General features: G+C 33.3%; 14 protein-coding genes. 5 read left to right on the forward strand and 9 right to left on the reverse strand.

Translation table 11 applies throughout. The annotated features are described in order from the left end of the window. Nucleotides 1-7: 7 nt before the first annotated feature. Complete coding sequence (locus tag WMO18_RS00860) at nucleotides 8-235, forward strand: hypothetical protein (protein WP_138157913.1); 228 nt, start codon at nucleotides 8-10, stop codon at nucleotides 233-235. 172 nt (nucleotides 236-407) lie between these two features. Continuing rightward, nucleotides 408-569, forward strand: a complete 162-nt coding sequence (locus WMO18_RS00865) for a hypothetical protein (RefSeq protein WP_211147524.1) — start codon at nucleotides 408-410, stop codon at nucleotides 567-569. 116 nt (nucleotides 570-685) lie between these two features. On the opposite strand, the gene WMO18_RS00870 is transcribed toward WMO18_RS00865, so the two are convergent. From WMO18_RS00870 to WMO18_RS00905, 8 genes are all read right to left on the reverse strand, one after another. Continuing rightward, a complete protein-coding gene (locus WMO18_RS00870) occupies nucleotides 686-1,606 on the reverse strand; it encodes a hypothetical protein (protein ID WP_211147525.1) in 921 nt (306 codons plus the stop codon). Next, on the reverse strand, nucleotides 1,599-2,540 hold the full coding sequence (locus WMO18_RS00875; RefSeq protein WP_211147526.1) for a YesL family protein: 942 nt from the start codon (nucleotides 2,538-2,540) through the stop codon (nucleotides 1,599-1,601). The genes WMO18_RS00870 and WMO18_RS00875 overlap by 8 nt, the downstream gene beginning before the upstream one ends. Nucleotides 2,541-2,561: 21 nt before the next feature. Next, on the reverse strand, nucleotides 2,562-3,209 hold the full coding sequence (locus WMO18_RS00880; RefSeq protein WP_022505660.1) for a hypothetical protein: 648 nt from the start codon (nucleotides 3,207-3,209) through the stop codon (nucleotides 2,562-2,564). Nucleotides 3,210-3,270: 61 nt separating this feature from the next. Further along, nucleotides 3,271-4,074 (reverse strand): pyrroline-5-carboxylate reductase, encoded by an 804-nt coding sequence (gene proC, locus WMO18_RS00885; RefSeq protein ID WP_211147527.1) that lies wholly within the window; start codon nucleotides 4,072-4,074, stop codon nucleotides 3,271-3,273. A gap of 14 nt (nucleotides 4,075-4,088) precedes the next feature. After that, nucleotides 4,089-6,215, reverse strand: coding sequence for an SH3 domain-containing protein (locus WMO18_RS00890; RefSeq protein ID WP_211147528.1), 2,127 nt, complete (start codon nucleotides 6,213-6,215; stop codon nucleotides 4,089-4,091). Nucleotides 6,216-6,228: 13 nt separating this feature from the next. Beyond that, the gene (locus WMO18_RS00895; RefSeq protein WP_022505657.1) at nucleotides 6,229-6,762 is read right to left on the reverse strand and encodes a hypothetical protein; all 534 of its coding nucleotides are present in this window, start codon (nucleotides 6,760-6,762) and stop codon (nucleotides 6,229-6,231) included. After that, a complete protein-coding gene (locus tag WMO18_RS00900) occupies nucleotides 6,762-7,376 on the reverse strand; it encodes a DnaJ domain-containing protein (protein ID WP_211147529.1) in 615 nt (204 codons plus the stop codon). The genes WMO18_RS00895 and WMO18_RS00900 overlap by 1 nt, the downstream gene beginning before the upstream one ends. Beyond that, nucleotides 7,357-8,226: a DUF5685 family protein gene (locus WMO18_RS00905; RefSeq protein WP_211147530.1), complete on the reverse strand. Its 870-nt coding sequence runs from the start codon at nucleotides 8,224-8,226 to the stop codon at nucleotides 7,357-7,359. The genes WMO18_RS00900 and WMO18_RS00905 overlap by 20 nt, the downstream gene beginning before the upstream one ends. 414 nt (nucleotides 8,227-8,640) lie before the next feature. Between WMO18_RS00905 and WMO18_RS00910 the strand changes: the two genes are divergently transcribed. The 3 genes from WMO18_RS00910 to WMO18_RS00920 all read left to right on the forward strand — a co-directional run bounded on the left by WMO18_RS00910 (nucleotide 8,641) and on the right by WMO18_RS00920 (nucleotide 10,960). Continuing rightward, entirely contained in the window at nucleotides 8,641-9,924 is a 1,284-nt protein-coding gene (locus WMO18_RS00910) for an ammonium transporter (RefSeq protein ID WP_211147531.1), read from the forward strand. Between the two features lie 88 nt (nucleotides 9,925-10,012). Beyond that, a complete protein-coding gene (locus WMO18_RS00915; protein ID WP_211147532.1) occupies nucleotides 10,013-10,567 on the forward strand; it encodes an HAD-IB family phosphatase in 555 nt (184 codons plus the stop codon). A gap of 30 nt (nucleotides 10,568-10,597) precedes the next feature. Beyond that, nucleotides 10,598-10,960: a P-II family nitrogen regulator gene (locus WMO18_RS00920; protein ID WP_211147533.1), complete on the forward strand. Its 363-nt coding sequence runs from the start codon at nucleotides 10,598-10,600 to the stop codon at nucleotides 10,958-10,960. 104 nt (nucleotides 10,961-11,064) lie between these two features. On the opposite strand, the gene WMO18_RS00925 is transcribed toward WMO18_RS00920, so the two are convergent. Then, nucleotides 11,065-11,877 carry a hypothetical protein gene (locus WMO18_RS00925; protein WP_022505650.1) on the reverse strand — a complete coding sequence of 271 codons (813 nt, stop codon included), beginning with the start codon at nucleotides 11,875-11,877 and terminating at the stop codon, nucleotides 11,065-11,067. Nucleotides 11,878-12,128 lie beyond the last annotated feature (251 nt).

Here is a 12,128-nt window from a genome sequence, read left to right on the forward strand (position 1 = left end):
AAATTTTATGAAAGAATATGTTAGCGTTACGGCAAAATTTGATGAAGATGGAAGTTTGTTACCTTTGGTGATAAACTGGGATGATGGCAGAAAATATAAAATTGACAAAATCACCGATATTCGTTTTGCAAGTTCCCTTAAAAGTGGTGGTGTTGGTGTTAGATACACCTGTCAAATTATGAACCACACAAGGTATTTATATTTAGAAAGTAACCGATGGTTTGTTGAAAAATAATTTTACACTATATTGGGAATGAATAACTATGTTGTTAAGTCAAAATAGCATCAATCAAATTATATTGAAAACTCAGTAACTAATTGACTAAACACAATAAATCATATAGAATTATATTGTTTTTAAGTGTGATATAATATTAAAAAATGGTAACTAAAAGGAGAAAACAACTATGTCAGTACTTACAGTACCAATAAGAGGGTCATTTGAAGTTTCACCTGATAAAGTTGAGCTTTTTAAAAAGGAAACTAAAGATTTTAATGGTAGACAAATTGCATTAGAAAGATTAAATAAACATAGTAAAGGTGATGTTGTTTGGGATTTGAAAAAGTAGAAAAATAATAATATTGTTTCAAGGTATTTACTCAGTTAATATTAAATTAATTGATTTATTAGGTATAGAAAAGGTGCAGTAAAAATTACTGCACCTTAGTTTTTATAAATATTTATTTAGTTAAATGACACTGTATAATCATCAACATAAACTGTAACACCTACCGGATTACCGGCATTATCGAAGTAAATATTGCCGTCATATGAACCTAAAGTAATTGAATTACCGTCAATTTCGTAATTACCACTTTCGTTAGCTACATTACCAACCTTTAAAGTGTAAGTACCGTTACTATTTAGTGATAAAGAAACATCACCCTTTAGTTCCTTAGAAAAGTCATCAGAAATAACATCACCATCAGGAGTAATGCACTTATATGGTGCAAATGAAGCAGTTACACCACTACCGGTACCGGAATTAGGAGCAGTTGTTGGTTCTGCTTCTGTAGTAGTTGGCTCTGTTGTTTCTTCCTCGGTAGTAGGCTCTGTAGTTTCTTCTGTTGTAGGTTCAGTTGTATATTCTGTAGTATCTTCTTCAGATGTAGAATATTCTTCTGAAGTTGTAGTTACTGTAGTTGTAGAAGAAGTAGTAGTTGAAGTAGTTGTGTTATCACTTTTATTTTTGCCGCAGCTATTGAGAACTATAACAACTACAACAATAATAAGTACAACTGCTGCTGCAATCAAGCCGATAATAAGAGACTTTTTGTTGTTATTTTTCTTCTTAGGTGAACCATATGTATCTGTACGAGAAATAATAGGTTTTGGTTCATCATCAACCTGACCCATATCATAATCATCTTTATAGTTAGCTTTATCTGCTTGAGAATAGCTACTGATTTCTTCATTATCCTGATTATCACTGGAAAAGTCATCACCATAATCATCATTACTTAGTGAATGTTTTGAAACATATTCACCGGTATTTTGATTATCACTTTTACTGTTAAGGTTAAAGACCTTTGTTTTGTCTAAACCATCATTAAGGTCATTAATATTGACCTGTTCATCATCATAAGGTCTTTTATTGTCACTCATTCTTTTCACTCTCTTTCTCTTCTATCATTTGTAATAGAACATCCCTTTTAATCATTTTACCTTTATGGAAAATAAAGTCCTCTTTACTTTTCTTAACTTTTTCTACATCAACATCACTAAAGTCTTCTTTGGACTCATTGCGTAGTTGAGCTAACTTTTCTTCTGTACTTTTTCTATCGTGAACTAAATCAGCTTTACCTGTAATCATCATCATCATATTTTCTTGAATAAAAAAGTTAGATACAAGAGAAAATGATGCAGGATAAATCAGTAGTAACATAATAGCAGAAACCACTAAAACTGCCACACCGTTACCCATACAGAATATAAGTGGTGTTGCACAAATTGCAGTTAAAATTGCTAAAGAGAAAAGTGCAGCAAAGTTAACCTTTAGTTCACCGATGGCCATTAATGCACTGTTCTTGAGAATATCCTTTTCGGATAATTCAAAAGTTACTGTCATTAGTGGAATATATAGATACATAAAAAGTACCCACAAAGCAATTAAAATCTCTACCACAAGCATTACATACATTGAGCCACCAAGGACTTTTGCCATTCCTGCATAAAAAGAAAAAGAGAAAACTCCTATAGTAAACACAAAGTAAAGTATAATACTATGAATTAAAAATTGCCTATAATTTTCGGTTACACCACTAATAAAAGTTGTAAAAACATCTACATCTTCACCACGACCAAGGTTTCTTGTTACCTTGGTTACACCTGCATATAGTGGATAACATATAGGTATAACAAGTGTAGTAATAACAATGTTAAGTACTGAACCAAAGTTGTTACCTATAAGGTGTAGCAAAAAACCTACAATACCAAATGGTAAAGCAAAAAGTAAATTTGTAAAAATGATTTTATGTATTTTTCTAAAATAAATAGAAACTAGATTTTCAAAAGTAAATTTTTTTCTTTCTGTCGCCATTATAATTCCTTATCCTGAATTTTATATGTTAAAGAAGTGAAAATACAGTAACAAAAACAGTACCGAATCCACCACAGAACCAACCATTGCTATAAAAAGGCAAGTGGCTGAATCTTCAACAAATTCTCTTAATTCAAGAGAAATATTCTCTTTCTTGATAATCACCTTAAAAACATTTGCTGAAAGATGAAAGGTCTTTTCACCTTGTAAAGCAAGTGAAGCAGAAGAAACAAAAAAACCGGGTATCATAGCAAGCAGGAAAAATCCAAAACCCTTTAGACCACTGATTGAACATAAGGTTGTTAAGGATAGACCCATACCAAAACCTTTAAACATAGTAACAAGTGGTGTAAGTCCGTTGCCCCATGGACAAAATCCAAGTAAAAATATTGCCACAAAAAATATAAATATAGGGGCAAAATTACAACTAAACACACCCAAATAATCAAGACTTGCTCTACTTGTAAAATCAGTTGGAAATAAAAAGTCAAAGGACTTTTTAAATTCTAAATCGGTATTTACCCCGAAATATATACCCAGAATAAAACCTACTAAAATTGAAATAAGAAACATAGCAAAGATACCGTATCTTTTTATAAAGTAGGTTATGTTATTTTTTCTGTTGTGAAAATTTTTTGGTGATTTAATTTTTAAAACTATTCCTTTCATATATACCTCCATAAGTTGTCCTTATGTAAGAATATATATGAAAGGATTTATTTATTTATGATTATTTACCAAGCTCTTCTGCTCGATTTGTACAAGACTTCATAGCTTCTTTGATACCATCATAGAATTTGTAGTCTTCTAAAGTTTTTAGTGCTGCAAGAGTAGTACCACCCGGTGAAGATACTTTCTTAATAAGAGTATCAAGAGAGTCACCACTATCCTTAATCATAGCTGCACTGCCTTCTAGGGTAGCAACAATAAGGTTTAACGCACTTTCATAAGGAATGTTACACTCATTAGCATAGTCAGCCATTGCCTTTGCAAATAGGTAAATATATGCCGGACTACTGCCGTTTACTGCAATAATTTCATTCATATGATCCTCAGTAAACACTTCTACTGCACCATTAAGACCAAACATATCCTTTACTACAGAAAAGTCCTCATCACTGATATTATCTGATGGGCAAAGAGCAGTTGCACCTTTACCTAGTAGTAATGGTGTATTTGGCATAACTCTAACCATAGGACAATTGCATCCTAGGGCCTTTTGTACATAAGAAATTGAGATACCTGCTGCAATAGAAACAAAAATCTTTTCTTCGCTTACTGAGTCTTTAACACCACTAAGCACTTCTTCATAGTTCTGAGGTTTAACTGCTAAAACAATAATATTGCTATCAGTAACTACCTTAGTAGAAGTATCACAAGTAGTAACACCTTTTTCAGCCATTAGCTTAAGCTGATTTTCGTTAACATCAAAAACATTAATGTTTTCAGGTGCAACCACCTTATTCTTTAGCAGTCCGTTAATAATGGCAGTTGCCATATTACCTGCACCAATAAAACCTATTTTTTTATCCATTATTCTCTCTCCTTTTAGCTACAACCAAAGCTTGGGTTATGATATACACAACGATAATAGAAGTTGTTTTTATTCTTTTCACCATCACGGGTATAGTCACCGTAATAGTACATTTCACCTTCATCAATTCTTCTATACAATAGTCCTGCATAGCAACTGCCACCGGCATGATGGTAACAGAAAATATTGCTGATAAAGTCCTTGATAAACACATTCTTTAGGTCACGAGTACCTTTCTTGTTATAAGAAGTTACATTTAGATACTTGTAGTTAATATAACCAACTGCACCCTTACTGTCAATTACCTTATAATATTTTTTACTGTATATTGAAGCACCGGCAAGTTTAAGTGTAGCACCTTTGGAAATAGTTTTTACATTAGCTGAACTATCAGATGCAGACTTTTTCATAGAAACTTTCGCAGTTGTCTTAACCTTAGTTGGGTTGGAACTTGAACTTGGATATGAATGATTAACAAACATATTAATAATATCACTATCGTTGGATAAAATACCTGTACCACAGTTATATACAAGTGTAACTAAAGCATCAAATTGTCTTTGATTAAACTTTATTTTGTTGCCAAGTAGGAAATTATTTACCTTAGTAACATAACCATCAGTCTCTACAGAATCAACTAGATAAGCCATAGCTTCACTCTTGGTCATTCCGTTGTAGAATGAGTCACCTGAATAAATAACTCTACCATAACCAACAGTTAAGCAAGGGAAACTGGTTAATGGGTCAAACATAGCATTTGAAAGCAGACCTTCGTAGTTAGAGATAAAGTTAATAACACTGTTACTTGCGTGTCTTTCTTCACAAGAAGTTTCTGTATTGCTGGTAACCTTAGTTACAAAAGCTTTACCATAACTACCGACACTTTTTGACCAAGTACCGTTGTGTTGTGAATAAGCAACTACCTTGTACTTACCGGACTCAGTTAACTTTTTCTTACCTTTCCAAATGTAGTTGTTACCACTTTCGGATTTTTCTGTTGCTTTTACAGTATATTTTTTGCTACCGATTGTAACATCAAATTTAACTGCACTTCTGCTTTTATCTGTAATAGCAACAAATGTTACTGTGCTATTCTTTGGTGCTGAGTTAGGATTTGCATATGTAAACTTTACAGCTTCTGCACCCTTAACATCTAGCAAACAACTTGCCCAACCATAAGATGTTTTGCAATAAACAACTGCTTTACCGGCTTTCTTAGTTGTTACCAAACCATAATTTGTAACAGTAGCTACTGAATTATCTGAACTGGACCAACTTGCACCGGATGAAGAAGAAGTTAAATAAACTGATTTACCTTTAGTGATATTATATTTTTTATTTGAAATATTTACACTATTATTCTTTGCACGAACATTTACACTACAAGACAAAGAATTTGAACCAACACTGGCTTTAACTGTTGTTGAGCCATTTGCTTTACCATACAAAATACCTTCATCATCAACTGTTGCAACTTTAGAGTTACTTGAAGTCCACTTTATCTTTGAACTTGAAGTATTGCTATACTGAATACCGTAGTAACTGCCTTTATATACAGAGGCTGATGTACTCTTTAAAGTAAGAGGACCTTTTGTTACACCACCTGTAGATGGAGGTGTTGGTGATGTTTTTGTAGTTTTAAAATAAATGCTTATGTAAGATTTAGAAAGATAACCTGTTGAGCCGTTGTAACTTACCTTTGACCATGAAGAATTACCGTTATTGGACATATTCATTGTTGTGCCACTTGGAACAACAGTAATTACTCCGTAGGAAGTACCGGCACCTTTTCTTAAATTTACATTATCGGTAGTTTTACAAGTCATATAAACAGATGAGCCCTTAGTTTTGTTAATATGCTTTACCGGAACATAACCTGCTTTTCCTGAGCTGTCTTTACAATAAACCCAGCTACCACTACTATTCTTTTGAATGTAAAGTGCTTGTCCCTTTTTTATTTTCTTAACAACTTTACCTTTTGAACTAGCTGACTTTCTCATATTAAAATTACCGTTTGCAGTAACTTTATACTTGTTGCTATAAGCTGAAGAAGTTATAGGCATAACAAAAAAGGTTGAAATTACGATTATCATAGCCAGAAAAACACTAATAGCTTTTCTAGCTGAAAACGAATTATCCATTGAAATCACCCACTCATTGTTTAAAAAATATTTTTCTATACTTATCTATGTACTGAGCAACTGCTACCTTAATTGCAAAGTCATAAAGTATAAAAATCAAATTACCTGCTAATAGAAAAATTAAAGGAATGTTAACTCCAAAAACTTCAAATGCATCCTTTGGTAATGAAAAAACAAAAAGCATTAAGAAATAAACAGATACACAAGCAGCATTGAAAATTGCAAATTTTATGATATACTGAACCACTTTACTTTTTAGTCTTTCTATATAGCTTTTTACTACAGGATAATAACCAAAAAACAAAGTAAAGAACAGTGCTGCCTCTTTATCGGAAACAAACAAAATTGACATTATGGAGATTACTGCATAAACAAGCATTGACCAACCAAAACCAAATTCCAGGAAAATTGAAATTAGAAAAATTCCTGATAGAACCGGAAAGGCATATGTGCCAAAAGGAAAAATACCTGTAAACATCATAAGTGCTAAAGATACTGCAGAAATTACACCACCAATGGCAATTTTAAAGGCTTGAGTTTGTTTCATTAGCATCCACCACCACAGCAGTTACAACACATATCTGCACACATCATACCGGCACACATATCGCAACAACTACAGCCATACTGTTGATTAGGCTGATTATATGCACCACCTGCACCATACTGTCTTGCACGCATTATGTTCTGATAAGCTGCTGTATATTCAGGATTACCGGGATTCATTTGTACTGCCCTTTGGATATACTGAAAGGCTTGTTCTCCCCAACCTTTCTTTGAAGCAATCATACCCTTTAGGAAGTACCACTCAGCAATCTTCTGAGAATCTGCCATTGAATCCAACATTCTGTCAGCTTCATCAAGACTGTTTGTCATAATCAGCTGACGAACTCTCTGGAAAATTGGGTCAGATTCACCACCATAACCGGCACTTGAACCATATGATGATTGATTCTGAGAATTTTTGTTCTTTCTCATATCCATAATCATATCATATGCTTCGTTTATTTCTTTCATTTTTTCATCTGCAACATCTTTTAAAGGAGAATCAACATACTTATCAGGATGATACTTTTTTGCAAGTTTTCTGTATGCTGACTTTACTTCTTCATCAGTTGCTGTTTCTGGAATATCCAAAATTTTATACGGATTTGTTACCATTCTTTTCCTCCGAAAATAAAACTGTTCTCTGCTTTTGAGCTAGTCCTTTAAGCAAAATATTATCAATAATACCTTTATATAATGTAATATCAAGTAATTCAAAGGCATTATATGCTTGTGCTAATGACTGGTTCAAAATCTGAGAAATGTAGTTTTTGAAATTTTTTTCACCGTTATAATCCATTAATAAAAATGGATTATAGTTATTTTTCTCTCTATCTTCTTCTAAATCATCAGCAGCATCCATAAGGTAAATCCATCTACCTAAGTTATATCCCATTGTTTCTAAAATTAATTTTCTTGATTTGTCTTGTTCCTCATAAGACAAAACAGTCCTTAACATTTTAGCAGTAGGGTCTGCTGACATATCCAGCTGAACATTATCCATTGATTCAACTATAAATTGTTCTTTAGACATTGTTTCAACTGCATTATATATGTAAGGATATTTTTCTTTTGCTTTATTTGCCCATTTCTTTGCAATAGGTTTCAAAAATTTGTATGCTAATTTCTTAATACCCTTTGAGTCGGAAATGTTATCCACTATCTTAAAGTAAACACTTACAACAGAAAGTGCCGATGCTTTTGAAAGTGCATCTTCACCGTTCTTTATATAAGTACATTTCTTCAGTGGGTTACATCTACACATTTTCTTTTCGTAACCGGGACATTCACCGTTAAGTGAAAGCAAAAGCAAAGCATAAAAAGTACAATCGTAGGATAGTATAAACCTTGACAATTTGCTATATTCCGTGCCAAGTGTTCTACATAATCCACAGTAAACAGACTTGTACTCATTAAACTCTCGGACAAGCAGTTCGTCTTTATATATAGTAACATAACCAAACATACTGTCCACCTCAACATATAATTTATCTAGTTTATTATATCACATCTTTTGACATCTTACAATAGCTATATTACAAAAGGTTACGATAATATTGTAGTTTGTTACTAAAAAGTAACTTTTATTTCATTTAATATATACTTATTGTTAATTTATGTTCATAGAGATTTTTATAATTCTACATTGATTATTTGTTTATTAATAACAAATAAATGCAAGATATTTTATTTTAATTGCAATTTTACAAGTATTTTCAATGTATTTTCAATTATTTTTTATAATTTTGCAAGAAATAAAGTATTGACAAGCAAATTTTATTATGCTAAACTAAAATCAGACAAAGAGGTCAACTACCTAGAGGTAGTTTGCGTCTTTGTCTTTTTTTATTCTATTTCCATATTGAAAGGAGAACAAAAAATGGATAGGGGTAGTATAGCTTTTATGATGGTTTGCACTGCACTGGTATTTATTATGACACCGGCACTTGCATTCTTTTATGGAGGACTAGTAAGAAAGAAAAATGTAATTAACACAATGATGGCTACAATGTTCATTGCCGGTACTGCTGTACTGATGTGGGTACTATTTGGTTATTCACTATCATTTGGCGGTGACAATGGTGGTTTCATCGGTAACTTTGACTTCTTAGGTCTTAGTGGTGTTAGTATTAGTGAAAGCACAAGAGGTCTTGAAATTCCTGACCTACTATTCTGTGCATTCCAGATGATGTTCGCTATTATTACACCGGCACTTATTACCGGTGCAGTAGCAGGTAGAATGAAGTTTAAAGCTCTTGTACCATTCATCTGTTTATGGTCTTTACTTGTTTATTATCCTCTAGCCCATATGGTTTGGGGTGGTGGATTTATGGGAGCAGAAGTTGAAGGTGGTTCAGGTTTATTTGGAACAGGACTATACCTTGATTCTGTTGACTTTGCCGGTGGTAATGTTGTACATATCAGCTCAGGTGTTACCGGTCTTGTACTTGCTATTATTCTTGGCAAAAGAAGAGATTACCACAAAAACAGTTATCAGCCACACAACATTCCATTTGTTCTTTTAGGTGCATCATTCCTATGGTTTGGTTGGTTTGGATTTAATGCAGGTAGTGCTTTAGCTGCTAACGGTACTGCAGTTCATGCATTTATGACAACAGGTATTTCATCAGCTTGTGGTTTAATCTCATGGTTGATTATGGATATTATTACTGCTAAAAAGCCAACACTTGTTGGTTGTTCTACAGGTTTAGTTGTTGGTTTGGTTGCAATTACTCCCGGGGCAGGATTTGTACCAATTTGGGCATCTATTATTATTGGTTTACTTGTTAGCCCTATTTGTGTTGGTGGTGTACACCTAATCAAAAAGGTTCTAAAGATTGATGATGCACTTGATGCTTTTGGTTGTCACGGTATTGGTGGTATCTGGGGTGGTCTTGCAACAGGTATCTTCGGTGTTAAGGAACTTGCTCCCGGTGTTGAGTCAGGTGCTAAGTGGGATGGACTTGTATTTGGTGACTATCACCTATTCCTTGCACAAACAGAAAGTATTATAGTTACTATTGTAATTGCAATTGTTGGTACACTAATTTGTGCCGGTATTGTTAAGCTATTTGTTAAGAAACTTAGAGTTTCTGACACAGTTGAAAGACTTGGTCTTGACGAATCACAACATGGTGAAGTTGCTTATCCGGCTGACATTTAATTAATATATTATTTCATAAAATACCTCCTTATTGAATTTTACTAAAAAAAAATATATAATAATATAAAATCCAATTTGAGAGGTATTTATGAACTGTTACGATTTTGATAAAACTATATATAATGGAGACTCTACAAAAGATTTCTACTTATTTTGCTTAAAAAGACATAAAGGTATTATTAAGACTTTTCCCGGTTTAATTAAGGCTTTCACAAAGTTCTATGTACTTAAAAAGGGTAACAAAACTGATTTTAAAGAAAAGATGTATCGTTTCTTACCTTATGTTAATATAGAAAAGGACTTACCTGAATTTTGGGCAAGTCATAAGAATAATATTAAAGATTGGTACTACAAAACACAAAGAGAAGATGATGTTATTATTTCAGCTTCCCCCGAATTTCTCTTAGAACCTATTTGTAAAGAACTGGGAATTAAGTACCTAATGGCATCTAAGGTTGATATGAAAACCGGTAAATATGAAGGAATCAACTGTCATGGTAAAGAAAAAGTCAGAAGATTTTATGAAATGTTTCCTAACGGAAAGATTGAGGACTTTTACAGTGACAGTTACAGTGACTCTCCCCTTGCTGAAATTTCAAAGAAAGCCTTTCTTGTAAAAGGTAATGAACTAAAAGATTGGTAAACAAAAACTATTTAATAAGAGGTTTTGACAATGAATAAAATTTATAAGGTTGAAATTATAACTCGTCCTGAACTTTTTGATGATTTAAAAGAAGCACTTAACTACCTTGGTGTTAACGGTATGACAGTTTCTGACGTAAACGGTTGTGGTATGCAGAAAGGTCACACATATTACAGAGGTGTTAAAAGAGATGTTAACCTAATTAAGAAAATCAAGGTTACTGTTGTTGTTTCTGAAATTCCATATGAAGAAGTACTAAAAGCAGTTGAAAAATGTTTAAAGACAGGTACTGTTGGTGACGGTAAGTGCTTTGTTACTGAAGTTGTTGATGTTCTAAGAATCAGAACAGGTGAACGAGGAGTTGCAGCACTAATGGGTGCTAATGAATGTTAAGTAATCTATAATTTATATAAGCCACTCTTACGAGTGGCTTTTTCTTTCGATAGTTTAATTTAATACTATAAGAAAACTGCCACCCATAAGGATGGCAGTTATTTTTATTTACAACCACAATCAGGCTTTTTATTTTCATCACCAATATCACATACTGTTGGTGGGAAAAATTCATTTGTAGGGAATTCGAGTCTGTTGAACATTTCACAAGGATTATCGGAAGTTGTGACACACTCTTTCTCAGGAATACAGAAGTCATATGCCGGTATAAGCATTTGTACATTTCGCTCTATCTGTACTATTGTAAATATACCGATTGTTGCATACACAGACATTGAACCATTCTGCAAGAAATCTCCACCAAATCTGCGACAAATTGACTCAGGAATTCTACAAGGTGGATTGCAAGGACATTTGCACTCACAAACCTTTGCTGATAGAGCAATTGGTGTTGCTACCTGAACAGTAGCTTTCGGTAGATTTTGCGATGGTTGAAGTTGTTTACAATCGCACTCATCATAGTTATACTCACTTGTAAAAGTCTTTACACTTCCCTCACTACCATAAAGAATAACCTTTTTACTATGAATTGCAAGACCGTTTACTGTTACAGGGCAACTACCCGGTGACATAAATGCCTCAATAGCAACATCAAAGAAGAAGGTCATATCCACAGAATAAAAGCCTCTATGGAATGGTACTTGCTCTAGTGTTGAATACACTGTAATAACATCTGCTGACTTAATTCTGACGGATACTGCACCGTCAATTACTGATTGGCTTTGTTCGGTAAAATATACCCTTAAATCACTAAGGCAATCCTTATCTCCACAACTGTCATATATTCGTTGGGCATCAATACAAATAGATTCCTTAGGGTTGCAAGTGGTATGTTCACCAAAAGGACTTTCTGCCATAAGTAAAACCTCCATACATAGTGAAACTTTTGTTTCCGTCATTGACGGTGTAACACTATATCATATGGAGGTTTTCTGATTTTGTGATTGAATAGGTGAATTTTATTTTGTTATTTTTTTGATTGTGGGTTAAGATTAATAAGTTCTATAAATTAGGGTTTGTGGGGCTAGAACTTGCCTTGTTATGTGGTAGATATTTAGAATTAGTAGAAACCATCCAGCCTTCCTTGTGTAAAGGAAGGGGGACCACG

Origin of the sequence: Ruminococcoides intestinihominis, from assembly GCF_040096285.1 — a bacterium.
GTDB lineage: Bacteria > Bacillota > Clostridia > Oscillospirales > Acutalibacteraceae > Ruminococcoides > Ruminococcoides intestinihominis.